This is a genomic window from Streptomyces sp. NBC_00659, assembly GCF_036226925.1.
GTDB lineage: Bacteria > Actinomycetota > Actinomycetes > Streptomycetales > Streptomycetaceae > Streptomyces.
On record NZ_CP109031.1, the window covers coordinates 8,201,459 to 8,227,022 of the forward strand.

Annotated in this window: 13 protein-coding genes; 4 read left to right on the forward strand and 9 right to left on the reverse strand. The window is 73.4% G+C overall.

The genetic code is table 11. The annotated features are described in order from the left end of the window. Positions 1-17 precede the first annotated feature (17 nt). Positions 18-3,227 carry an alpha-L-rhamnosidase gene (locus OG410_RS35845; protein WP_329302939.1) on the reverse strand — a complete coding sequence of 1,070 codons (3,210 nt, stop codon included), beginning with the start codon at positions 3,225-3,227 and terminating at the stop codon, positions 18-20. Positions 3,228-3,728: 501 nt separating this feature from the next. Between OG410_RS35845 and OG410_RS35850 the strand changes: the two genes are divergently transcribed. The 4 genes from OG410_RS35850 to OG410_RS35865 all read left to right on the forward strand — a co-directional run bounded on the left by OG410_RS35850 (position 3,729) and on the right by OG410_RS35865 (position 8,291). Continuing rightward, entirely contained in the window at positions 3,729-5,828 is a 2,100-nt protein-coding gene (locus OG410_RS35850; protein WP_329302940.1) for a glucose PTS transporter subunit IIA, read from the forward strand. Positions 5,829-5,939: 111 nt separating this feature from the next. Then, a complete protein-coding gene (locus tag OG410_RS35855; protein WP_329302941.1) occupies positions 5,940-6,809 on the forward strand; it encodes a PRD domain-containing protein in 870 nt (289 codons plus the stop codon). 311 nt (positions 6,810-7,120) lie between these two features. Beyond that, complete coding sequence (locus OG410_RS35860; protein WP_329302942.1) at positions 7,121-7,912, forward strand: hypothetical protein; 792 nt, start codon at positions 7,121-7,123, stop codon at positions 7,910-7,912. Continuing rightward, positions 7,905-8,291: a GntR family transcriptional regulator gene (locus tag OG410_RS35865; protein WP_329302943.1), complete on the forward strand. Its 387-nt coding sequence runs from the start codon at positions 7,905-7,907 to the stop codon at positions 8,289-8,291. Before OG410_RS35860 ends, OG410_RS35865 begins: the two co-directional genes overlap by 8 nt. Positions 8,292-8,391: 100 nt before the next feature. On the opposite strand, the gene OG410_RS35870 is transcribed toward OG410_RS35865, so the two are convergent. The 8 genes from OG410_RS35870 to OG410_RS35905 all read right to left on the reverse strand — a co-directional run bounded on the left by OG410_RS35870 (position 8,392) and on the right by OG410_RS35905 (position 25,384). After that, a complete protein-coding gene (locus tag OG410_RS35870) occupies positions 8,392-8,745 on the reverse strand; it encodes a transcriptional regulator (RefSeq protein ID WP_329302944.1) in 354 nt (117 codons plus the stop codon). Continuing rightward, positions 8,742-9,209, reverse strand: a complete 468-nt coding sequence (locus OG410_RS35875; RefSeq protein WP_329302945.1) for a hypothetical protein — start codon at positions 9,207-9,209, stop codon at positions 8,742-8,744. Before OG410_RS35875 ends, OG410_RS35870 begins: the two co-directional genes overlap by 4 nt. Before the next feature lie 309 nt (positions 9,210-9,518). After that, positions 9,519-10,556, reverse strand: a complete 1,038-nt coding sequence (locus OG410_RS35880; RefSeq protein WP_329304372.1) for a class I SAM-dependent methyltransferase — start codon at positions 10,554-10,556, stop codon at positions 9,519-9,521. Positions 10,557-10,774: 218 nt separating this feature from the next. Next, positions 10,775-12,070: a glycosyltransferase gene (locus OG410_RS35885; RefSeq protein WP_329302946.1), complete on the reverse strand. Its 1,296-nt coding sequence runs from the start codon at positions 12,068-12,070 to the stop codon at positions 10,775-10,777. Beyond that, the gene (locus OG410_RS35890; RefSeq protein WP_329302947.1) at positions 12,067-12,912 is read right to left on the reverse strand and encodes an alpha/beta fold hydrolase; all 846 of its coding nucleotides are present in this window, start codon (positions 12,910-12,912) and stop codon (positions 12,067-12,069) included. Before OG410_RS35890 ends, OG410_RS35885 begins: the two co-directional genes overlap by 4 nt. Before the next feature lie 3 nt (positions 12,913-12,915). Continuing rightward, positions 12,916-13,251 carry an acyl carrier protein gene (locus OG410_RS35895; protein ID WP_329302948.1) on the reverse strand — a complete coding sequence of 112 codons (336 nt, stop codon included), beginning with the start codon at positions 13,249-13,251 and terminating at the stop codon, positions 12,916-12,918. Continuing rightward, positions 13,248-17,906: a beta-ketoacyl synthase N-terminal-like domain-containing protein gene (locus tag OG410_RS35900; protein WP_443063934.1), complete on the reverse strand. Its 4,659-nt coding sequence runs from the start codon at positions 17,904-17,906 to the stop codon at positions 13,248-13,250. The genes OG410_RS35895 and OG410_RS35900 overlap by 4 nt, the downstream gene beginning before the upstream one ends. A gap of 188 nt (positions 17,907-18,094) precedes the next feature. Then, positions 18,095-25,384, reverse strand: coding sequence for an SDR family oxidoreductase (locus OG410_RS35905; protein ID WP_329302949.1), 7,290 nt, complete (start codon positions 25,382-25,384; stop codon positions 18,095-18,097). Between the last annotated feature and the right edge of the window lie 180 nt (positions 25,385-25,564).

Genomic DNA, 25,564 nt, shown 5'->3' on the forward strand with positions numbered 1-25,564 from the left:
GCCCCTTGGGGCACCGGTCAGGTGGTGAACCGGTGGCTGCCGGAGCCGACGCGGTACACCGCGCAGCCGTCCTCCGTGCGCAGGAAGGCCGCGCCGGTGTGCGCGACCGCGTCCGGGCCGCTCGCCGGGATCCACACCTCGGCCGTGGTGTTGGCGGGCACGGCGCAGGTGAGGTCGAAGCCGTCGGAGCGCTGCCGCCACCGGGTGGAGACCGGGCCGTACAAGGAGGTGAACGTGGCGCGGGCGGAGGTGACGTCGCCGCCCGGCCGGGGGCGGACGACGGTCTCCCGGTAGCCGGGCCGGCCCGGGGAGATGCCGGCGATGTTGGCGTACATCCACTCACCCACCGAGCCGTAGGCGTAGTGGTTGAAGGAGTTCATGTCCGGGGTCTGGAAGCTGCCGTCGGGCCGGATGGAGTCCCAGCGTTCCCACATCGTGGTGGAGCCCTTGTCGATCTGGTAGCCCCAGCTCGGGAAGGAGCGCTGCCGGAGCAGCCGGTAGGCGACGTCGGTGTGACCGGTGTCCGTGAGGACCGGGAGCAGCCGGGGCGTTCCGAGGAATCCGGTCGACAGATGCCAGTCCTTCGCGCGGATCAGGTCGACGAGCCGCCCGGCCGCCGCAGTGCGCAGGGCGTCCGGCAGCAGGTTCATCGACAGGGCGAGCACGTACGCCGTCTGCGTGTCGCCCTTCACCTTTCCGTCGGCGCCGACATAGGCGTGCCGGAACGCCTCGCGGACGCGCTCGAAGAGGGCGGCCCAGGGCGCGGCGTCCTCGCCGAGCGCCGTGGCCATCCGGGCCGCGAGGTCGGCGCTGTGCGCGAAGTACGCGGTGGCGACGACGTCCTTGGGTGTCTCGTCCGAGACGTTCAGCCAGTCGCCGTATCCGTCCGCGGGCCGCAGCAGGCCGGCGCTGTGGCGCTCCAGGTACGCCAGCCATGCCTGGACGGACGGCCAGGCATCGGCCAGGACCTGCCGGTCCCCGTAGGCCTCGTACAGCGACCAGGGGACGGTGACCCCCGCGTCGCCCCAGCCCGCGACTCCGTTGCCGACCGTTCCGACCATGGGCGCCACGTCCGTGAACGCGCCCTCGGCGGTCTGGCCGTCGCGCAGGTCCACGAGCCACTTGGCCAGGAAGCGCGCCGACTCCATCGTGTAGGCGGCGGTGGGGGCGAAGACGTTGATGTCACCGGTCCAGCCCAGCCGCTCGTCGCGGGCGGGCGTGTCCGTCGGGACGGAGAGGAAGTTGCCCCGCTGGCCCCAGGTGATGTTGCTGTGCAGCTGGTTGAGCATCGGGACGTCGGTCTCGAAGTCGAGGGTGAAGGGTGCCGACGTATGCATGACGCGGCCGGTCACGGCCGCGGCGGAGGGAGTGCCGGGGAAGCCGGTGACCTCGACATAGCGGAACCCGTGGAAGGTGAAGCGCGGTTCGTACGTCTCCTCGCCGCCGCCCTTGAGGGTGTACGTGTCGGTCGCCGCCGCCGAGCGCAGATTCGCGGTGTAGAGGGTGCCGTCCGGGTTGAGGACCTCGGCGTGACGCATCCGCACGGTCGTCCCGGCCTCGCCCGAGACGCGCAGCCGGACCGAGCCGACCATGTTCTGGCCCAGGTCGAAGACATACACGCCCGGGGCCGGTTCGGTCACCTTCTCGGTCGGCCGTTCGCCGGCCACGCGCACCGGGCCGTCGAGCTGCGCGACGATCCGGCGGGGCGCGCCGTCGCCCGCGGCACGGACGGCGAGCCAGGTCCGGTCGTCGAAACCGGGTGAGGTCCAGCCGTCGGTCTCCTCGCGCGCGTCGTACGTCTCACCGCTCAGCAGGTCGGCCGCGACGATCGGTCCGGCTGCGGCCCGCCAGTCGGTGCCCGACGTGACACGCTCGCTCGTCCCGTCCGCGTACTCGATCTCCAGCTGCGCCAGCAGCGCGGGGCGTTCACCGTACTGGTGGGGTCCGAACATGCCGACGTTCCCGGCGTACCAGCCCGGTGCCACGAAGGCGCCCAGGGCATTGGGCCCGGGCCGCAGCAGGGAGGTGACGTCGTAGGTCTGGTACTGGACGCGTTCGCGGTAGTCGGTCCAGCCGGGGGCGAGCTGGTCGCGGCCCACCCGGCGGCCGTTGAGGTGGGCCTCGTACAGGCCGAGGGCCGTGGCGTACAGGCGCGCGCGGGCCACCCGCCTGCCGGGCAGCGTGAACTCGTGGCGCAGCTGGTTCGCGGCGAAGCGCGTCGGAACGACCCTGCCCCAGGGGCCCGCGCCCCACGCGGCGGCCACCCGGGCCGCGGACCAGCCACTGTCGTCGAAGCCGTCGCCGCGCCAGTCGTCGGAGGGCTTCGCGTCCGTGGTCCTCCAGGACGCGTCGGTGACGGTCCGCCGCTCACCGGAGGCGGTGCTCACGGTGAGAACGGCGACCAGACCGGCGGGCCCCACCGTCGCGTTGGCCGCCTCGACCGCGAGGACGTTCCGTCCTGGACGCAGCCGTCCGAGGACGTCGACGACGGCCGGACGGCGCCAGTCCTCGTGCTCGGTCGCCAGGTCGGTGCGGGCCACCTCGGCACCGTTGACCGAGAGCGAGAAAACGTTGTCAGCGCTGATGGCGATCCGCGCGGCCGTGACGTCGTCGGGGAGTTCGACGACCCGCCGGAACCACCGGGTGGCCGCCGGAGCGCTGCTCGCCGGATCCCCCTCGGGGAACCAGATCCAGGCACTGCTCTCGAGGGAGGGAGCGTCGGTGAGGGCGGGGGGAGCCGAGACCCACTCCGCCGACCACGGCGTGTCCATGAGACCGGTCTCCCACCAGGACGGCGCGCTCCAGCCGGAGGCCGCGCCGTCGGTGTCCCAGACCCGCACGGACCAGAAGTAGCGCGTGCGCGGGGCGAGCCGAGGACCGGCGTACGGAACGAGGACGGACTGTTCGGACGTCACCTTTCCGCTGTCCCAGACATCGGGAGAGGACAGGCCCGACGCGCTGGAGGCGACCCGGATCCGGTACGCGCTCTGCCGCGTCCCCGGCTCGTCCGAGACCATCGGCCAGCTCAGCCGGGGGTGCTGTGTGTCGAGCCCCAAGGGGTGCTGGACGTACTCGACGGTCGGTGCGGTGATGCGCGGAGCCCCGCGGCGTCCGCGCGAGCCGGCCGGCGCGGGCGCCGCCGCGGCCGGCCCCGCTCCGGCGACCGTCGCGGCGACGACTCCCGCCGCACCCGCCGCGCTCGCCAGGATGTTCCTCCTGCTGATCAACTGCGGCCCCTCACCTAGGAGTTGTGAATCGATTCACCGCGGTGAAGGTAGGGGTGGGGGAGGCAGAGGTCAACAAGTGCGACGGTATTTTCCGGAATTCGGCCCTGCTGATTCGTGTCATCACGTGATTCGGCCGGTTCGCGTCCTCGAACATTGAACGGTTTCAATCGGCAGGGGAGGACGATTGGCGGCCCGGGCAAACGGGGGCCTGCCGGGTGACGGGCGGTTCTCCGGGTGGCGATGGTCACGCCCGTCCGGCGGAGCCCGCCGACCCCGCGCTGTTATAGTTATTTCCGATCGATCTCGATCGCAGGATTGTTACTCCCTACGGACACCACCGTCATCGCCCCAGGCGATGTCGCGGCGGCGTCCCACTCGACGGGAGGCAAGGCCTGGGTGGCGCCCCGTGCGCTACCCAGGCCTTTTTTGTTGCCACGGTCCGGGCGTGAGAGATCGCGGACCGATGCAGGATCGCGACAACCAGGGATGCAGTGACGCAGCATGAACACACCAACATCCGAAATGCTGGCGGAGAAGATCCTCCGCGGCGTCGGCGGACCCGAGAACATCGAGAGCCTCACGCACTGCGCGACGCGGCTGCGCTTCCAGCTCCATGACGGCACGAAGGCCGACCAGGCCGCGCTCGACGCCCTCGACGGCGTCATGGGCACCGTGCCGCAGTCCGGCGACCGCTTCCAGATCGTGATCGGCGGAGCCGTCGCGGGCGTCTACTCCGACATCATGAACCTGCCGTCGATGACCGGCGGCGGCACGCCCCGCGCGCAGTCCGACGCCGAGGTCAAGGCCGAGATCCGCGCCAAGGGCCGCGGCCGCTTCGCCTGGCTCGACAACTTCTTCGAGTACCTCTCGGACTCGTTCCGCCCGCTCCTGGGCGTGCTGCTCGGCGCCTCGCTGATCATCGCGATCGCCTCCATGCTCGACGCCTTCGGCATCGTCGACTTCCGGTCCGCGGACAAGTCCGCGACCTGGGTCTTCGTCGACTCGATGTGGCGCTCGGTGCTGTACTTCCTGCCGATCATGGTCGCCTACAACGCGGCCAAGAAGCTGAAGATCGACCCGTGGGTGGGCGCCACCGTGATGGCCGCGGTGATGACCCCGAACTTCACGGGCATGATCGGGTCCAAGACCCCCGGCGTCACCACCACGACCAACGCGACCCTGGGCACCTCGGAGTCCGTGGCGCACGTCTTCGGGCTGCCGATGCAGCTCAACGACTACGGCGGCCAGGTGTTCGTGCCGCTGCTGATGGTCGCCCTGCTCGCCCTGGTCTACAAGGGCCTGAAGCGCGTCTTCCCCGAGAACGTGCAGATGGTCTTCGTACCGTTCTTCAGCATGCTGATCATGATCCCGATGACCGCCTTCCTCATCGGTCCCATGGGAATCTGGGCCGGCAACGGCCTCGGCACGGGTCTGTCCTGGCTGAACGGCAACGCCCCGATCGTCTTCGCGATCGTCATCCCGCTGCTGTACCCCTTCCTGGTGCCGCTGGGTCTGCACTGGCCGCTGAACGCGCTCATGCTCGTGAACATCAACACCCTCGGGTACGACTTCATCCAGGGCCCCATGGGCGCGTGGAACTTCGCCTGCTTCGGCGCGACCGCCGGTGTCCTGCTGCTCTCGATCCGTCACCGTGAGAGCGACATGCGCCAGACCGCCACCGGCGCCCTGGCCGCGGGTCTGCTCGGCGGTATCTCCGAGCCGTCGCTGTACGGCATCCACCTGCGCTTCAAGAGGATCTACCCGCGCATGCTCGTCGGGTGCCTCGTGGGCGGCCTGATCGTGGGCATCCTGGGCGGCGTGGACACCAAGGCCTTCGCCTTCACCTCCCTGCTGACCATCCCGGTCTTCGACCCGATGATCAAGTACATCATCGCGATCTCGGCGGCCTTCTTCACCTCGATGGCGCTCGTGTACTTCTCCGACTACCGCACCAAGGAGGAGCGCGCCCAGGTCAACGACGAGCGCGACGCGGCCGCGGCCGCCGCCAAGGGCGAGGTTGCCGTCCCCGCCCAGACCGTGCCGGCCGAGGACCGCGAGCTCGTCGCCGTCGGCGCCGCGCCCGCCACCGCCACCGGTGGTTCGGCTTCCGCGGACTCCGGCGCGGCCGACGTTCCCGCCGCGCGCAAGGGCCTCGAACTCGCGGCGCCCGTCGCGGGCCGTGTGATCGGCCTCGGCGAGGTCGAGGACCCGGTCTTCGCCTCCCGCGCGCTCGGCGAGGGCGTGGGCATCGAACCGGCCGACGGCCACGTCGTCGCCCCGGTCGACGGCGAGCTGGTCACCGTCGCCGAGACAGGCCACGCCTTCGGCATCCGCACCACCGACGGCACCGAGGTCCTCGTCCACATCGGCATCGACACGGTGAAGATGAACGGGAAGGGCTTCGACGTGCGCGTCGAGGCGGGCCGGAAGGTCTCCGCCGGCGACCTCCTCGCCGAGGTCGACCTCGGCGCCGTGCGCGCCGCGGGGTATCCGACCGTCACTCTGATGACCGTCCTCAACACCGCGGACATGGCCTCGGTCGAGCCGCACACAGGGCAGGACGTCACCGCGGGCACCCCTGTGGTGACCGTGCGACGGTGATCATCCGCCACTGATCCGGTCCGGCGCGTGCACGCTCCCCGAGAGGGGAGGCGTGCACGCGCCGCGTCGGTTCGGGAGAGGATGGACAACGGACGGAAAGGAGGGCCGACGGTGAAGGCTCTGCGTGTCCTGAACAACAACGTGGTCCTCGCGAGCGACGAGAAGGACCAGCCGGTCATCCTCACCGGGCGCGGCATCGGCTTCAGCTCCCACCAGGGCAAGCCCGTCGACCCCGCGCTGATCGAGCGTGTCTTCGTCCCGGCCGACGACCGCGGCTCCGGTCCCGCCGCCGATCCCCACCATCTGGCCGAGGCCCTCGCCCTCATCAGCGAGGAGGTCCTGGAGGCCGTCGTGACCGCCCTGGGCGATGTCGGCATCGAGGGGCGCGAGTCCACTCGTCCCACTCTCGCCATCGCCGTCGCCGACCACATCGCCGGCGCGCTGGACCGGGCCGCGCAGGGCATCGTCATCGAGTACCCGCTGCGCGCCGAGGTGCAGACCCTGTACGCCACCGAGTACGCCCAGGCACAGCTTCTGCTCCAGGCCGTCAACGAGCACGTGAGCCCGCGGCTGGAGGCCTCCGAGGCGACGCCGCTCGCGTTGCACCTGGTCAACGCGGGCTTCGTCTCGGGCGATCTGTCCTTCACGTACACGATGACCGGGGTCATCCAGCAGATGCTCGCCGTCATACGGGAGCGGTACGGGATCGACGTCTCCCACGAGGCCATGAGCGTGGCGCGGTTCATCACCCACGTGCGCTACCTCTTCGTACGGATCCAGCAGCACCGGCAGCTCACGGGCCACGAGTCCACGATCGGGAAGGGCATCCGCCAGTACTACCCCGAGGCGACCCGTACCGCGCAGCAGCTGGCGACGATCGTCGAGCTGCGTCTGGGACGGCGTCTGAGCGAGGACGAGGTCTCCTACCTGGCGCTCCACGTGGCCCGCATGACGATGGAGGCCGACGCCACCGCCGCGTGAGACCGCGAGGCGGAGGGGACGTGCGGTCCCGCGTACCTCCGCCGCTCGGCGGGGGAGCCCCGACGCCCTCGGGGCCTCCAGCGCGGTCCCGTCGTCGATCCGGTGCCTCAGCCGGTCGAGGGGCGCGGCTCCGTGGCGCAGCGTGCGCGCTCGACCGAGCGGCGCACGCCCGTGTCGGGTTTCCTGCGCGCGAGTTCTTCCCTCCGCCTGTTGCTCTCCGCGGCATCTTGTATCGCATGTTTGACACAAGATTTCTTCTGCGGCATCTTGTACTCGCCGCTTGGTACAAGATGATCCGAGGAGATCTCTCCATGCTCGACGCCGCCCCGCTCCAGAGCCGCTTCCTCGATCACGCGGACCACTACGCCCGCTGGTCCGGCCTGGCCATCGGCATCATCGCCGCACAGGGGCTGTCCACGCTGGGGGACATCGAGTTCGAGCAGCGCGTCGTGTTCTGCATCACGGCCTTCGGCCTGTGCGCGGTGGCGGGCGTCCTTCTCGCCGACGCGCTGACCCTGGTCCCCCAGGACGCGGTACGCACCGCGAGTCTCGCCCCACGCATGGTCAGAGACCATGTGCCACCGCGCATGGGCCCCCTGATCGCCCTTCAGGGGCTCTCGCTCACCGTGCTGCTGGCGATCGCGGCCGTCACGGCCTCCGTGGACTCCGACCGCATTTTCACCACGGGGAAGGTCGTCGCCGTCACCTGCAACGGGATGCGGACGTCCCTGGGCCCCTGGCCCGGCCTGTACTACAGCCTTCCGATCTTCGGCGCACTCGCCATAGCCACTCCCACCTGCGTGTGGGCCCTGCGCCGCATCGCCCACGGACCGGGCCTGGAGCAGCAGCGTCGCGACCGCGCGTGGGCGGTGACCGGGGCCTGGGGCCTGCTGGTGTCGAGCCAGCAGCTGTACGCCGTGCTGATGCTCTCCGTCTCGCTGACGGAGACGGGCTGCGCCGGGGTGATGGGCGTACTCACCTTCTGGGTGTTCTACCCGCTGGCCCTGCTGAACCTGTTCACCGTCGTCTGGTCCCTGGTCACCTTGGTGGCACCCCGGGCCGTCAACGACCACGCGGCGGAGGAGTCACCCGACCATGCATGAGCCCGTCGTCCGCGTCGACACCACCAGCCAGGTGCCGCCGTACGCGCAGATCCGCGCCCAGCTCGGCGCGCTGATCCTCACCGGACGGCTGGCCGAGGGCGACCGGCTGCCGACCGTGCGCCAGCTGGCCACGGACCTCGGCCTCGCACCGGGCACCGTGGCCCGCGCCTACCGCGAGCTGGAGGCCGCCGAGCTGATCCGCACCCGCCGCGGGGCGGGCTCCCGGGTCGCGGCGCCCCCGGCCGGCCCGGCCCGCCCCGACGCCTCCCGACTTACGACCCTCGCCCGCGACTTCATCTCCTCCGCCCGCGCGCTGGGAGCCGACACCGAGGCCATCCTGGCCGCAGTCCGCGACGCCTTGGGCCCGGATCGTCCCTGACGGCCTTGTGCGCGGTCGGCTGTGGGCACGCAGGGGTGTGGGTACGTCGAGGCGTGGACGCCGGGAGCCTGTGTGCCCCGTCAGGCGCCCAGCGGTATTTCTATGTCCGCTCCCCGTCGGCATCACCGGTGTTCTGCGCTTCGGCTCCGGCTCGGCGGGCGGCTCCGGCCAGCGCCTCCAGGGCGGCCAGGTGCGCGGCGAGCGCCTTTCGGCCGGTCGAGGTGAGAGCTACCCAGGTGCGAGGCCGCTTGCCGAAGTAGCCCTTCCGGACGCTCACATAGCCGGCCTTCTCCAGCGCGGCGACCGTTTTGCTCAGTACGGAATCGGTGACCCCGCAGTAGTCCCGCACCGTGCTGAACTCGGCCTCGGCGCAACCGGAGAGGAACGCGGCCACCGTCAGCCGCGTGGGGTGGTGGATCTCCTTGTCCAGGCCGGGCGGACCCGCGGCGGTCACGACGCCTCCCGGGTACCGGCACGCGCACGGTCGGCCTGCAACCAGGACACCGCGCCCGCCACCACGCCGAATCCGGTGAACGCTCCGGCGCCACCGAACAGGAGGGCCCCCGCCAGGCCCGCGGCGAAGGGGATCACGGGCAGGACCCACGCATGCCACGCGGTCCCGCGCTCGCGCCGGGCGAACCACGGTGCGACTCCCGAGGCGCGCTGAACCCTCCAGGTCACCACGAGGAACGCGCCCGCACAGAGCAGTGCGACCGCGAGGATCCAGCCCTGCCACCGGGGCCACACCCGCGCCAGGCCGAAGCCGCTCATGGCCGCGGCGAGCAGCAGGCCGTGGACGGCGGGATACCAGGCCGGCACCGACCGCCCCGACTGCCGTGCCGCGTTCTCGGCGGCCCGCGCGGTGCGCAGCGCCGCGGCGGACTCGGCGCCGGGCCGTATCGATCCTGAGGTGTCCATGGGTTCTCCGGCTTCCGTACGACGGGGTGCGCTTACACATGCCAGACTGGCATCTACTTTCCAGTGTGGCAAGTAGTTTCCGTCTCGGCCTGTCCAGGCGTACGAGAGCCCCGCCGGAACGGATCCGACGGGGCTCTCGTCAGCGCGAGTGCGCAGGTGAACACCGCCCCGCCGGGTCGGCGACCGCGCGCTGACGGTCTCAGTGGGCCGCCCGGGGACGGCTGCCCGGCGGTTCCACGCCGGGCTCCGGGCGCGTGATGACCGACCCTCCCGCCTGTCCGCCCAAGGCTTTCGGAGCCGTGCACGGGGTCAGTCCCGGCGGGCCACCAGGCGGTAGGCGTTGGACACGCCGAGCCGGTGCGCGAGCGGGCGGACCGCGAACCGGTCCAGCAGCGTGGCCAGGACCAGGGCCGGGATCCCCGCGACGAGCAGGGCCGTACGCCCGGCCCGCCGCAGTGCGCCCGGCGGCCTCGGCAGCCAGGGCGCGTCCTCGCGCGGAGCGGCGTGGTCCAGCGCCAGCCAGACGGCGGCGAGCAGGTCCACCGGATCGTGCGGCTCGGCATGCTGCTGCGCCACCACCGTGAACCCCAGCTCCGCCAGCCGGTGGCGCAGATTGGCGACCGGCACGAAGTGCAGGTGCTGCGGCTGGAGCCAGGGCAGCCACCAGCGGCCCAGCAGCCGGGCGTAGCGGCTCTGTGGGTCCGGGACCTCGATGAGCAGATGGCCGCCGGGCCGCACCGCCTGCCACGCGGCCCTCAGTTCCCGGTCGGGGTCGGTGCTGTGCTCCAGGTAGTGGAACATGCTCACCACGTCGTAGCGGGCGGCGAGTTCCGGTGCCAGGTCGGGGAAGGCGCCGCGGTAGCCGTGCTCCACCCGGCCCTCGCGGGCGGCGAGTTCGACGCCGTCCGTGAAGTCGAGACCGTCGAAGGCCGTGCCGGGCAGCACCTCGCGGGCGGTCGCGCAGAAGTGGCCGTGCCCGGTGCCGACGTCGAGCCAGTTCTTCGGGACGGAGTCGTACGGCAGTATCGACTCGGCGCGGTCGCGGTACATACCGGCGCGGCCGCCGAAGGTGTCGCCGAGTCTCTTCTCGCCGAGCCCGTCGTAGAAGTCGCGGTAGTAGAACTCCAGCCCGGCCTCGCTCAGCCGGGGGTTCTGGAAGACGTGCCCGCAGGCGTCGCACCGGTCGAGGACGAACCGGCCCGGCTTGTGCTGGAGCAGGTCGGTGGTGCGCAGACGGGTGGTCAGCCGACCGGAGCCGCACCAGGGGCAGGTGGTGCGCGGCGGCTCGAAGAAGCGGCCCGTGCCCTCGGCCAGATCGGCCAGGTAGCCGGGGCGCAGCCCGGCCACTCGCTCGGCACGGCCGGGCTCCCTGACCGGTTCCCGGACGTCCTGACCAGCCGGACAGGACTCGGGGGCCTGTCCGGCCGGTTCCCTGGAGTCCTGTCCGTCCGGCTCCCCGGTGTTGTGCCGGGGCGGCTGCTCGGCGTCCTGTCCGGCCGGCTCGCCCGAGTCCGGCCCGGGCGGCTGTTCGGCGGCTTGCGCGGTCGGTCGGTCCGTCTGCTCACTCATCGGTACTCCCAGGCGAGTTGTTCGAGGCTGTCCGCAGCCGCCGTCGCACCGCCGGCGGCGCGGAACGTCGTACCGATCCGCTCGGCGGCCGCGCGGTGCCCGGGTTCGTGCAGTACGGCGTCGAGCGCGGCGCCCAGCTTGGCGGCGGTCACCCGGCCGAACCTGACCCGGACGCCCGCCCCCGCGTCCACCACCTGCCCGGCCACCACCGGCTGGTCGTCGCGGATGGGCGCCACCACGAGCGGAACCCCGTGCCACAGCGCCTCGCACACGGTGTTGTGACCGGCATGGCAGACCACGGCGTCGACCCTTTCGAGGAGGGCGAGTTGGGGTACGGAGGGCAGGACCAGCAGGTCCTTGTCGTGGTGGCCGGGCGAGGGGTGATCGCCGTACGGAGCCCTGGTGCCGTACGGAGCACCGGTGCCGTACGGAGCACCGGTGCCGTCCGGGGACGGGATGTCGGCCCGTGACGAGGCGGCGTCCGCGCCCAGGGTGTTTCCCGGGTCGACGACAACCCCCTGTGCCCGGTCGGCCCGTGCGCGCAGGGCCTCTCGGCAGACGGCGAGGAAGCGCCCGCCGACGTCCGCGTTCGCGGTGCCGAGGGTCACCAGCACCGTGGCCCGGCCGGGGTCGAGCCAGTCCCAGGGGAAGCCGTCCGCGGCCGGTCTGGCCGTGATCGAGGGGCCGACCCAGCGGATCGGGCCGCCCCGCGCGGCGGCCGCCGGACCGGCCAGCTCCACCGTGCTGAACGCCAGCACCAGATGCGGCGAGAACCGCGGATCGGTGTCGCCCGCCGGATCCCCGACGGACCCGCGCAGGCCCGCCAGGCGCTCCGCCAGCCACTCCGTGACCCTCGGCAGTCCGGCCAGCGGGTCGGCGAACTCGGCCGAGGTGGTCGCCGAGGTGGCCCACGGCAGCCCTGCCCGCTCGGCGACCAGTCCACCCGAGAACGCCTGCTGGTCGGAGACGACCACGTCCGGACGGAACGTTTCGACCGCCGCCCGCACCCCCGGCGCCATGGCCTCGGCCAGCGGCAGCAGATACCACTCCCACAGGAACTTCAGCGCCTCCGGCCCCCGCAGGTCGGGAGGCCGCCGCGCCTCGCCCACCCCCGGTACCGGCCCGGCGCACGGGAACACCGGGGCCCGGTCACCCGCGAGGCGTCCCACGAGACCGGGGTCGGCGCAGGCCCACGCCACCCGGTGCCCGCGCGCGAGCAGCAGGTCGGCGACCCCGACGGCCGGGTTGATGTGCCCGACCAACGGCGGTACCACGAACAGGAATCCGCTCACCGGGCCTCGGCCCCCACGCTCCGGGCCGCCGAAGTCCCCTGCATCAAGGCCGCCGAAGTCTCCTGGATCAGTGCCAGGATGTGACCGCCCACGGTCCCGGCCGCCTCCACCAGAACCGAGTGCTCGTGCCCCGGGATCACCACCGTCCGGCAGTCCGGCAGCAACGACCCCAGCCAGGGCGCGAGTTCGGCGAGGTCGGAGTCACCCCCGTACACGCCGAGCACGGGACGGCGCATGGCGGTGATCTGATCGTCCGTCAGGACACCGCTGGCCGGGATGTCCTGTCCGAGGGTGGTGTCCCGGGCGAGCCGGGCCGCGCCGCGGGCCAGCCGGGCCGTGTTGTGGCCGCGGTTCGCCGTGATCCACGCGAGGGCTTCGGGCTCGTTGTGCGCCAGTTGGGCCATCACCCGGTCGAGGATGCCGCCGAGCTTCGACGCCCAGGCGGCGGTGGCCGGTTCGGACTCGATCAGGGACACGCTGGCCACACGCTCCGGGTGGCGGGCGGCGAAGCCGAAGGCGATCGTCCCGCCGTAGGAGTTGCCGACCAGGTGCACCGGTCCGGTCACCGCCAGCCGGTCCAGCAGAGCCCGGAGATCGTCGATGTTGTGGTCCAGGGTGTAGCCGTCGGGCGGGCGTTCGCTGCGGCCGTGGCCCCGCAGGTCGTACATGACGACGTCGAGGCCGGCCGCCGCGAAGGCGGGCGCCACGGTGAAGTAGTAGCTGGCCAGGCTGTCGGTGAGCAGACCGTGGACCAGTACCGCGGTCGCGGTGGCCGCCCGGCCGTCCCGGGGGCCGATCCGCTGTACGTGCAACCGGAGTCCACCGGTGTCGACCATCGCCATGCGTCAGCTCGCCTCCGCCGCCTTCAGGCTGGTCACGACGTATTCGACCAGCTGTCCCACGGTGAGCCCGATGATCTCGTCGAACTCCATCCCGGCCAGGAACTCGGCGAAGTTGACCCGCCCGCCGTACCGCTCCTCCAGCAGCCCCGACAGCGTCACCAGGTCGATGCTCTCCAGCTCCAGATCGCGGTTGAACGTGGTCGCCATGCCGATCTCGACGTCGTCCAGGCCGTATTCGTCCTCCAGGAGCCGGGCGAGCAGTCCGGCGATGTCGGCGAGGACCAGGTCCGCGTCGGCGGGGCGGGGGGTGGCGTCCGCGGGGTGGGGGGTGGCTTTCATGGGGAGTACTCCTCCTCGTGGGGGTGTCCCGTCGGTCCGATCGGTCCTGTGGTCCAGGCCACGACATAGGCCCGTTCGGTCAGTCCGGGCGGGTTCGCGGCGGGCGCGCACCGCACCGCGTAGGCGCGTTCGAGGCGCCCCGAGACGATCAGCTCGTCCCCGGCCGGTGCCGCGTCCAGCACGGCGAAGTCGCGCGGCCGGCCGCCGAAGCCGGTGCCCTCCGCCTTGGCGACCGCCTCCTTGGCGGCCCAGAACCGGGTGAACCACAGTGCCTCGGTACCGGTGCCGGTGGCGCACAGCGTGCGCAGCAGCCGCTGTTCGTCCGCGCCGAGTGCCGTCGCCATGGTCTGCGGGTCGCGGGCCGTGACCTCCTCGATGTCGATGCCAGGACCGGGAGCGGGCGTGTGCGGCCGTACGATCGCCACGCCCGCCTCGGCGCGGTGGGCGAGAGAGATGTCCAGCGGGGGCAGTTCCCGGCCGTGTATCCCGGTGACGTACGGGCGGCCCATGCTGTCGTTGCGCACCCGCAGCTCCGCGGGAAACACCGGGCCCTCGCCGTGGTCCCACAGCCATTGCCGTACGGCGTCCTTGACCGCGATCCGGCCCAGCAGCCACTGCCGCCGGCCGCGCGGCGCGTGCCCGGCGTACTCCGAACGCTCCTGTCCGCCCAGCGAGTTGCGCATGATCAGGTCGCGCGACGCCAGATCCGGCCACCGTTCGTGCACCAGTGACCAGCCGCCCGGGCGGGCCTCGGACAGGGTGTTGCGCTCGGGAAAGCGCTCCACCGGCCGGGTGTGCGGATCGTTGTCGAACCGGCGGTCCTGCCAGCCGCGCAACTCCGCCCACACCGCGCCCGCCACCGAGAGCTGTACGTCGGCCTCCAGCACGGTGTCGGTGAGCGAGGTGATCCGCACCAGACACGCCACCTTCGTCCCCGGGGCAGGGTGCGGGCCGTGGAAGCGCATCTCCCGCATCCCGACCGGGAACACGACCGTCCGCTCGGAGCGGGTCGCCATGATCCAGTAGCCGAGGATCTGGCCGACGCTGTCCAGCAGGGCGCCGGGCGCCGCCGGGGTGGTGATGATCCCGCGGATGTGCCGCTCGCCGAGCGCGGTGAGTTCGGTGACTCCCTGGAACGCCGGGCCGTGGAACATCCAGCGCTCGCCGTACAGTTGCGCCGCGGTGTGGAGGGGCGCGCGTTCGCTCGCGGGGTCGGTCCGCCAACGGGCGGGCGGCGGGGCCGGGTAGCCGGTGGCGAGTTCGACGGTGGCGCGGGCCCGGGGACCGAAGGACACGGCCAGGCGGTCCGGTGCCACGGACTCCGCCGCGACCTGTACGTCGACGGCGGGGGTGGCCGTCAGCCACTCCTCGAACCGGGCGCCGTGCACGGCGACCGGCACCTTGCCCGGCGCCGCCCGCCGGGCCGCGTCCATCAGGTGGTGCACGATCGTGGTCGCCGGGACGACCGGCCAGCGGTCGGCCACGTCCGGCCAGCCGGGCCGCTGGGGGAAGAAGCAGTGGTCGAGCAGGTACGGCATGGTCTCCGGAGAGACGCGGACGACGGAGGTTCGTACGAGGATGCCCGTCGCCGCGTCGCCGACCGCCGCCGTTCGCGTCCCGTCCCCGGGTCTGGAAGCCGGCACGGGGACTGAGACGGGGACGGGGGCAGAAGCGGGCACGGGGACAGAGGCGGGGTCGGGGGGAAGGGGCGTGGCGGCCGGCCGGCGGGCGGGCCGTGCGGTGATCAGCGCTGCCGCCGTGTCCGCGGTGTCCCGCAGCAGGGCGTCCAGTTCGGCGGCGCCGGGGAACCGGTCGCTGAGCCCACGCAACGCACCCGGCGCGTACCGGGCGGGGGCGCCCGGAGCGGGGAAGGCCGCTCCCAACTCGGCGCGCAGCTGCGCCAGTTCCGCTCCTTCGAGCGAGATCAGCGCGCCGTCCAGGTCGAGTCGTACGGGGGGCCGCGCCGACAGCGTGCCGCCGTCGGCGGATCCGGATCCGGCTCCTGAAGCGGTGTCCGTACGGGGCCCGGTGGGCAGGGCGGGGGCGACGGCCGCTCCCGCCGTCCACAGCGCGGCCGCCACCCGGCGCAACTGGGCGAGGCCGGTACGGCGGGGGGAGTTGGCGGCCACGGTCAGATGGTCGCGGTCGCCGAGGGTGTCGCCCACGAGCGATCCGAGCTGCCCGGGGCCCACCTGGACGAAGGCCCGGTGCCCCGCCGCGTACAGGGCCTCGGTCAACTGCCGGAAGCGCACGGGTTCCAGCAGGTGCCGGACGAACAGATCACGTACCTCCGTCTCCCGTTCGGGGAACGGCGCCGCGGTCGTCCCCGACCACACCGGGACCGTCGCCGGATGCAGCCGGAACCGCTGCGCCGCCTGTCTGATCGGCCCGAGGTAGGGCGCCAGCATCGGCGTGTGGAAGCCGGACCGGAACGGCAGCACCTGGCCGAGCACACCGCGGGCCCGGAACGACCGGACGAAGTCCTCGACCGCGCCGTCCGGCCCGCACACCATCGACTGGCCCGGCGCGTTGTCGTGGGAGAGCACCAGGCCGGCGCCCGTGAACTCCTTTTCCAGGGCGGCCAGTACACGTTCCGCGGGCGCGCCGACGGCACCGAACGCGAGACCCGGCACCGTCACCGTGTCCGGATCGAAGCCCGCCATGAAGGCGTCGACCTCGTCCCCGGAGTACAGCCCGGCCACCGTCATCGCGGTCCACTCGCCGACGCTGTGCCCGGCGACCGCGTCCGGTACGACACCCAGGCGACGCAGCGCCGCGTCGAGCAGGCGCCCGACGGTCACCACGCCGAGGCCGTGCCGGCCCACGTCGCCGACGGGGTCGCCGACGGGGTCGCCCTCGGGCACCGCCCGGGGCAGTCCGAAGTGCGTGGCCACGTCGTCGACGCGCGCGGAGAACTCGCTCTCCAGACCGGGGAAGACGAAGACGAGCTTGCCGTGCCCGGGACCGAGCAGGGGGCAGGGCCGGAACCAGACGTCGCCCCGGCCGTGCCAGGCGCGGCCCCGGCCGACCGCCCGGCGGGCCAGGGCCAGCCGTTTCGCGGTCGGGTCGATGATGCCCAGCCGGGCCCGGCCCGCGGCCGGATGGGGAAGCGCGGGGTCGAGTCCGGCGGCGCGTACCGCGGCGTCGTCGGTGTCCAGCAGGACGGCGAGCGGCTCCGGACCGTCCGCGGCGAGCAGCAGGACCCGTTCGGGCTCGGCGACCCGCACGGCCGGGCGCCCGGTTGCCGGAGCGGGCGCCGTCGTGACGGGCGCCGGTGCCTCCTCCAGCACCACGTGCGCGTTGATCCCGCCGAAACCGAAGGCGTTCACGGCGGCCCGACGCACCGGCTGACCGGGCGAGACCTCCCAGGGGACGGCCTTCTCCAGCGTACGGAAGCGGGTCGCGGCCAGCGCCGGATGCGGGTCGTCGCAGTGCAGGGTCGGCAGCAGCGTCGCGTGGTGCACCGCGAGGGCGGCCTTGACCAGTCCGGCCACCCCGGCGGCGGGCATGGTGTGCCCGATCATCGACTTCACCGAGCCGATCACCGCGCGCTCTCCGCCGGATCTTTCGGCCGGGCCGAACACCGCGCCGAGCGTGGCCAGTTCGGCCGCGTCGCCGGCCGGGGTCGCGGTGCCGTGTGCCTCCAGCAGGCCGACCGAGCCGGGCGCGGCCGGGTCGAGTCCGGCGGCGAGCCATGCCTGTCGCACGGCACTCGCCTGACCGCCGGGATCGGGGTTGACCAGGCCGGCGGCCCGGCCGTCGCTCGCCACCCCGGTGCCCCGGATCACCGCGTAGATCCGGTCGCCGTCGCGCCGGGCGTCGGCCAGCCGCTTCAGTACGACGACCCCGGTGCCCTCGCCGACGAGGAGTCCGTCGGCGTCCCGGTGGAAGGGGCGGATGCGCTCGCTGGGGGAGAGGGCGCGCAGTTGGGAGAAGACGCTCCACAGGGTGATGTCGTGGCAGTGGTGGACGCCGCCGGCGAGCATCAGGTCGCAGCGCTCCGAGGCGAGTTCGCCCACCGCCTGGTCGACCGCGACCAGCGAGGAGGCGCAGGCGGCGTCCACGGTGTAGGCGGGGCCGCGCAGGTCGAGCCGGTTGGCCACCCGGGAGGCGGCCAGGTTGGGCACCAGGCCGATCGCCGACTCGGGGCTGTCGGGGCCGAGACGGTCGGTGAACGCCGTTCGTACACGGTGCAGTTGACTGTCCGTCAATTCCGGTAACAACTCGCCCAGGGTGCGCACCAGTTGCCCGGCCGTGCGCACCCGCTGGTCGAGCCGGACCAGGCCCGGGGTGAGGTAGCCGCCCCGGCCGAGAACGACACCGACGCGCCGCCGGTCGGGAAGCCGGTCCGGACCGCCCGCGTCCGCGAGGGCCGCGGCGGCCACGTGCAGCGCGATGAGCTGGTCGGGCTCGGTACCGGCCACCGAGTTCGGCATGATCCCGAACCGGGTCACCTCCACCTCGGCCAGCGCGTCCACGAACCCGCCCCTGCGGCAGTACACCTGGTCGGCGACGGCCGGTGCGGACGCGGTGCCGGGGCGGTAGTACCCGGCGTCCCAACGCCCCTGCGGCACCTCTCCGATCGCGTCCACGCCGTCCCGCAGGTTCTGCCAGTACGCCTCCAGATCCCGGGCCCCCGGCATCAGCACCGCCATGCCGACGATGGCGACCGGAACCTGCCGCCGCGTCACCGGCTCTCCCGCCGCACCCGCCGTCCGGTCCTGCTCCTGGCCCGTCCCGGAGACCTTCGCCCGGTGTGTCTCCGGACCCGCCGAGGGATCCGTCAGCGAACCCGCCGAGGGATCCGTCACCGAACCCGCCGAGGGATCCGTCACCGAACCCGTCACCAGCCCGAGGCGGTGTAGACGACGGCGGTGGCCGACGGGTCGCCCCAGGCGAGTTCACGCAGCAGGGCCGCGGTGCCTTCCTCGGGGTCGATCAGGCCGATGCCCCGGCGGCCGTAGGCGCGGGCCAGCTCCGGTCCGACCATGCCGCCGTGCCGGGCGGCGGGCGCCCAGGGTCCCCAGTGCACGGTCAGTGCCCGGTGCCCGGTGCGGGCGGCCCAGGCCGAGCCGAGGGTCTGGAGCGCGTCGTTGGCCGCCGCGTAGTCCGCCTGGCCCCGGTTGCCGAGGACGCCGGAGATGCTGCCGAACAGCACACTGAACGCCGGTCCGTCGGGGAGTTCCTCCAGCGCGGTGAGCAGGGCGCCGGCGCCGGTCGCCTTCGTGCCGTAGACCCGCTGGAAGGACTCGGGGGTCTTCTCGGCGATGATCCGGTCCTCGATCACCCCGGCCGCGTAGACGACACCGTCGAGGCGGCCGTGCTCGGCGTGGATGTCCTTCACCGCCTGGAGCACCGCCTCCGGCTCCCGGAAGTCGACGCAGCGGTAGCGGACTTCACTTCCGAGCGCCCTGAGCTCCGTCAGCGTCGTGGTGATCTCCCGCTGGGCGAGGAGGAGTTCGGCGGCCTGGTTGATCGCCGCCGGTCTCGTCCCGCCGCGGGCGGCGAGCGCCGCGCGCAGTTCGGCCGGGGTACGGGCGGCGGCCGTGTCCGGGTCCTCCGGGCCGTCCGGCGCGGGTGTCCTGCCGAGCAGTTCGAGCCGGCACCGGCCGGCGGCGGCGATGGCCGCGGCGCACTGCGCGGTGATGCCGCGTGCCCCGCCGGCCAGCAGGACCACCGCGTCCCGGTCCAGGCCGAGCGCGGCGGCTTCGGCCGCACCGGCACCGGCCGGGCCCGCGCCGGTGTTGCCGAGGATCCCCAGCGGTGACTCGACGAGCTCCAGGCCGAACCGGCCCTCCGGCCGGCGCAGGACGACCGGGACGAGGCCGGGCGCGCACAGCTCGTCGACCAGCGCGTCCGCGAGCAGCAGCGCGTCCGCGACGGTCGGCGTGTTCGCGACGGTCACCGTGTCCGCGACGGCCGACGTGGTCACCACCTCCACCGTCCGCGCGACCGTCGACGGGTACTCGCGCGCCACGGTGCGGAAGAAGCCGCGCAGCCCCGCAGCCGCCGTGTTCGGCGTGTCCCCGCCCACGGCCCGCAGGGCCAGCAGCCGGTGCGGTCCCACGGCGAGGGCGGCCTTCAGGACGGGGAACGCGTCCGGAAGCACCGGCGCGCCACCCGCGACGAGGTAAACGACCCCGTCCACCCGGCCGTCCTCCCGGGTGAGCAGATGCTCCCGGTCTCGTACGACGACGTCGGCGCCGTACGAGGCGAGCCGGGCGCCGATCTCGGGGGCGTCGCCGAGGACGGCCCACCGCGTCCCGGACAGTACGGCCGCCGGATCCGCCGCACCACCCTGTTGCCCGAGGGGCACCGACCGCAGCAGGTACCGCTTGGGCGCCTCGCCGCCCACCGTCGCGGCGTCCACCGCATCGCCGTTCACCGCTTGGCCGTTCACACGTTCGCTGTTCGCCGCGCGCACGGTCTCGACCGTCCCGGACGCCTCCGATGCCTCGAACACCTCGAACGCCTCAGCCGACTCGGTAGCCGTAGAGGCCTCCGCCGTGTCGGCCGCCGGGATCGTCTCGGCGTCCTCGGCGGGAAGCGTGGTCGGCTCGGCGGGGCCGGAGAGCCGCGCGGTCAGCCAGTCGGTCACCGCGGCGGCCGTCCGTGCCTTCGCGAGGTCCTCCAACTCGGCGTCGTCGAGACCGGTGAGGTCGGCGCCGTCCCCGGCGCCGAGGCGCCGGGCCAGTTCGCCGGCTATCTCGGCCCGCTTGATGGAGTCGATGCTGAGGTCGGCCTCCAGGTCGAGATCGGGCTCGATCATGTCGAGGGGATAGCCGGTCCGCTCGCTGATGATCTCCAGGACCACCTGCTGGACGTCGACGTCCTGATCCGATGCCGACCCGGTGCCGGGTGCCTGGTCGGCCGACGGCGCTGTGGCCCGGAGCGGTGGTGACATCGGCGGCTCCGCCTGGGGCGCGGCGGCCGTCGTGTCCCGCGGTGCCGACGGGGCGATGGGCGCGGCCGCCCGTTCCCCGGCCACCGCGCCGAGGTAGGTCATCAGCACGTCACGCTGGGCGGCGACCATCTCGCGGCTGGTGCGCAGGAATTCGGTGATCAGGGCGTCCTGGGCGTCCTGGCGGTCCTGGTAGTACATGCCGTTGCTGCCGTTGCTGCCGTTGCTGCCGTTGCTGCCGTGGCGGCCGTCCCGGTCGGACGGGGCCGCGTGCGGGGGGTTCGTCGGCACAGTCGTCTCCACGACTCGTCGGGCCGGTGCGAGCGCACCGGGAAGGAGGTCTCCGGCGGCGGTGCGTACCAACTGTCCGTCGACCGTCCAGCCGGGCCGCTTCGGCACCGGCGTACGCACCGCGTCGACGGCGTCGCGGCCCCGCAGCAGCCAGCCGGTGCGCACCGGCAGCCCGGCGACGGCCAGCCGGGCCAGGGCGTCCAGCCAGCCGCGCAGGCCGCTGTCCGGGCGCGGCTCACAGGCGACCGTCCGGTGCGGCCGGTCGCCGAGGATCTGTCCGACCAGCCCGGTCAGCACGGATCCGGCGCCGGCCTCGACGAAGATCCGCGCGCCCGCCTCGTACATCGCCTCGATCTGCTCGACGAACCCGACCGGGGCGCCGATCTGCGCGGCGAGTCCGGCCCGTACCGCGTCCGGGTCGGCGGCGTACGGCGTCGCGGTGCGGTTGGCCCATACCGGGAACTCCGGCGCGCGCACCGGACGGGCCGCGAGCGCCTCGGCGAACCGGGCGCCCGCACCGGCGACCAGAGGGCTGTGGAAGGCGCAGGCCACGGGGATGCGCCGGGCGTCGTACCCGGCCTCGCGCAGCAGACGCACGGCGTCGGTGACGTCGTCGGACGGGCCGGATATCACCGTCTGACGGGGCGCGTTGCGGTTGGCGACGACCACGGCGGCCGGGGCCTCCACAGCCCGAAGGGCCGAAGCGACCTCCGCGGCGCCGGCCGTGACCGCGGCCATGGTCCCCGGGTCCGCTCCGCGGTCCGCCCCGGCGGCCGCGAGGATGGCCGCCGCCCGTTCGGAACTGAGCGCGAGCAGCGTCTCGGGGCTCAGGGCGCCCGCCGCGCTCAGGGCGACCAGTTCGCCGTAACTGTGCCCGGCGGCCATGTCGGGCCGTACCCCGGCCGTGGTGAGCAGGGCGTGGGCGGCAAGTCCGGTGATGCCGAGCGCGGGCTGTGCGGCCCGGGTGTCGGTGAGCGCCGCCCGCTGCCGGTCGCGTACGCCGTCGTCGAAGGCGGCGGGCGGGTACAGCCGGCCGGCGTGGTCGGCGCCGAGCTCGAGGTAGTGGCGCAGCTCGGGGAAGGCGACGAACACGTCGGCGAGCATTCCGGGGCGCTGGCTGCCCTGACCGGGAAAGAGGAAGGCGACCTTGCCCTCGGCCGGGCCCCGGACGAGATGGACGCCGTGCGCGGGATCGTGCTCCCCGGCCAGCGCCCGCCGCAGCCGCCCGGTCAGCTCGTCCACATGAGCGGCCACGACCGCCACCCGCGCCGGATCCGGACAGACATCGGCCCGGCGGACCGCGCTCAGGGCCAGGTCGCGCAGCCGCCACGGCCGACCGTCGGCCTCGGCGGCCCCGAGCAGTTCCTCGACGGCCCGGAGTGCCGCCGCCGTGTCCCGGCCCCGGAACACGAACAGTTCGGCGGGCCATTCGTCCAGCGCCTGCGCCGGCGCCGCGCCGTCCGCGTACGCGCCGAGCACCACATGGAAGTTGGTGCCGCCGAAGCCGAACGCACTGACACCGGCGAGCCGTTGCGGGGGCGGAGCCGCCCAGGGCCGGGCCCGGGTGTGGAAGACGAACGGGCTGCTCTCCTCGTCCCAGGCGGCGTTGGGGTGCTCCAGATGCAAGGTGGGCGGCCGGACGCCCGTGTACAGCGCCAAGGTCGCCTTGATCAACCCGGCCAGCCCGGCGGCACACTTGGTGTGCCCGATCTGCGACTTGACCGAACCGAGCACACAACTCCCCGGCTTGGCCCCGGCCCTGCCGAACACCTCGCCCAGGACCGTCAGTTCGGTGCGGTCGCCGACCACGGTCCCGGTGCCGTGCGCCTCGACGAGACCGACGTCGGCCGGTGACACCCCCGCGTTGCGGTAGGCCCGCTCCAGCGCCGAGCGCTGTCCCTCGGGGCGGGGCGCGGTCAGGCCCAGTGAACGGCCGTCGCTGGAACTGCCGAGGCCCTTGATCACGCCGTAGATCCGGTCGCCGTCCCGCTCGGCGTCCGCGAGCCGCTTCAGGACGACGCAGGCGACGCCCTCGCCGAGCGCGATGCCGTCCGCCGAGCCGTCGAAGGAGCGGGAGCGCCCGGTGGGGGAGAGCGCGTGCACCGAGGAGAACAGGACGTAGTCGTTGATGCCGTTGTGCAGGTCGGCGCCGCCGCACAGCACCACATCGCTGGTGCCGCCGACGAGTTCCTTGCAGGCGACGTCCACCGCGGCCAACGAGGAGGCGCAGGCGGCGTCGACGGTGAAGTTGGCGCCGCCGAGGTCCAGCCGGTTGGCGATCCGGCCGGAGATCACATTGGCGAGCATGCCGGGGAAGGAGTCCTCGGTCAGCCGGGGTAACTGGCCGTCGAGGCCCTCGGGGACGCGCCCGTGGTACGACGGGAGCACGGCGCGCAGCGTGGCCGCGTTGGACAGGTCGCTGCCCGCCTCCGCGCCGAACACCACCGAGGTACGGGAACGGTCGAACTCCCTTCCCCCGTCGCCGTATCCGGCGTCCTCCAGGGCGCGCCGGGCGGCCTCCAGGGACAGCAGCTGGACCGGCTCGATACTGCCGAGCGACGCCGGCGGGATGCCGTAGCGCAGCGGGTCGAAGGGGATACGGGGCAGGAAGCCGCCCCACTTGGAGGGGACTGAACCGCTGGAGGGGGCGGAACCGCTGGAGGGGGCGGCCCCGTCGTCGTCCTGCCCGTAGTGCACGGCCGGGTCCCAGCGTTCGGGCGGGACCTCACCGACCGCGTCCCGGCCGCCGACGACGTTCGCCCAGAAGGCGGGGAGGTCGGGCGCCTGCGGGAACATACAGGCCATCCCGACGACCGCGATGTCCAACGGAGGGGGTACCACCGGCTCCCGGGTCGCGGACCCGCCCGGCCGCTCGCCCAGCCGGTCGCGCAGCCCCGCCGCCCGCCGCGTGAGGAAGCCGGCGGCCCCGGAGGTCACCGACTCGTGCAGCGCCGCGACGGTGGTGGTGGCCGAGCGCAGCACGGCCACCTCCCCGGCCATGAACATGCCGTCGGTGAGCTGGCGCGCCTCGCCGACCGGCCTGAGCTCCCCGCCGCCGTCCCGTTCCATGCCCTTGCTCGCGAGGCGCAGCCGCCCGATGTTGAGCTGCTCCAGTTCCTCCCAGATCCGCCGGTCGGCCACGCCCGCGGACCGCAGCCGGACTTCGTGCTCCCGGTACCCCTCGGTGAACGAGCTCGGCACACAGCGGGTGGCGTGGCCGGGGGCGGTCTCCAGGAGCGTGGTCCGCTCGGCGGCCCGGACCTGGCGCTGGAAGAGCGGCTGGATCGCGCCGCGCGCGACCGCCTCCTCGGTGAACAGGTACGCGGTGCCCATGAGGACCCCGACGGCGGCCCCGCGCGAGGTCAGCGGGGCCGCGAGCGCGGCGACCATCGCCGCCGAGCGCTCGTCGTGGACACCGCCCGCGAAGAACACCTCCAGCGCCTCCGCCGTGTTCCCGCCGTTCCCGTCGCCCGCAACCTCGCCACCGCCCTTGCCGCCCGTGTTCTTCCTGTTCCTGCCGCTCTTGTCGTCCGCGTCGTCCAGGAAGTCCTCCAGGACCGCGAGTTGCGCCTCCCAGAGCGGGAAACTGCCGCGCGGACCGACGTGCCCGCCGCACTCGGAACCCTCGAACACGAACCGCCGGGCCCCGGCTTCCAGGAACTGCCGTAACAGCCCCGGCGAGGGCACGTGCAGGAAGGTGCGGATCCCGTCCCGCTCCAGCGCCTGCGCCTGGGAAGGCCGCCCGCCCGCGATGACGGCGTGCGTCGGCCGCAGCTCCCGTACCGCCTCCAACTGGGCGGCACGCACCTCCTCCGGCGCGAAGCCGAGCACGCCGACGCCCCAGGGCCGCCCGGCCACGGTGGCCCGGGTCTCGGTCAGCATCGCCCGGGTGCGCGCGCCGTCCGCCAGCGCCAGCGCGAGAAACGGCAGCGCGCCGTCCTCGGCGACCGCCGCCGCGAACTCGGCGCGGTCGCTGACCCGGGTCATCGGTCCCTGCGCGACGGGCAGCCGGGTGCCGAGCGCCCGGCTCATCGGGGAGCCCGTGCCCAGTGCTCCGGCGGCCGTGTCGTCGCGTACGACGTCGCGCACCGCGTCCGTCAGAGCACGCACCGTCCGACGTACATCCCCCCAGCGCCGCGCGAACCTGGCGGCGAGGAAGCTGTCCTGACCCACCGGCAGCAACTGGGTACGAGGATCCTGTGCGCCCAGTGCCGCCGCCACCGTCTCCGGGTCGGTCCCGGCGATGCGCGGCGCGTCCGGGCCCCGCCGGAGCAGCACCCGGTGACCCGCCAGCACCGTCGTCTCCGAACCGTCCAGGGGCCGCAGTTGCGCCGCGGCCGCCTCCGGCAGGGAGGACTCGGCCAGCAGCGCGAGCTGGCTGTCCAGCACCACCCCGGCCGCCCCGCCGGCCATCGCTGCCGCCGCCGTCCGGGGGCCGATTCCGCCACAGGCCCAGACCGGGAGCGGCATGTCGGGCGCGGCGAGCAGCCGCTGGAGCAGGACGAAGGTGCTCAACTCCCCGACCCGGCCGCCGCATTCGCTGCCGCGGGCGATCAGCCCGTACGCCCCGGCGAGCACCGCGGCCCGCGCCTCGTCGAGGTCCGTGACCTCGACCAGCACACGGTGGTCGGCGGTCAGGTGGCCGGCCTGCCACGGCGCGTCGACCGCGAGGACCACCGTGTCCGGCCGGCCGGCGTCACCGGTCCCCGGCGCGAGGTCGGCGGGGTCCAGCCGGCAGCGGGCGCCGATCCGCACCCCGAACGGGCCCGGTGCCAGCCGGTGCAGGCGTTCCAGCGCGTCACGGGATCTTCGGTCCCCGTCGCCCAGGTCGAGAACGCCGAGCCCGCCGGCCCGGCACACCGCCGCGGCGAGCCGGGCGTCGGGTTCGCCGAACGGGGTGATGCCGATGATCATGTCCTCGGAACGCACAGCAGACGTCATGATTCTCCGAATCAAGCTGAGACTGCATGGTGGGGGATGCGGTACGACAACGATGGCGGCGCGTCGGATTCCAGCGGGACCTGCGGCGACCCGGGAACACCGATTCATAAAAGCCTGCTCGAAACGCGTTGAAAGGTAGCCCTGTTGTTACTGACTGGTCAATGTTGAACCAGTGGGACG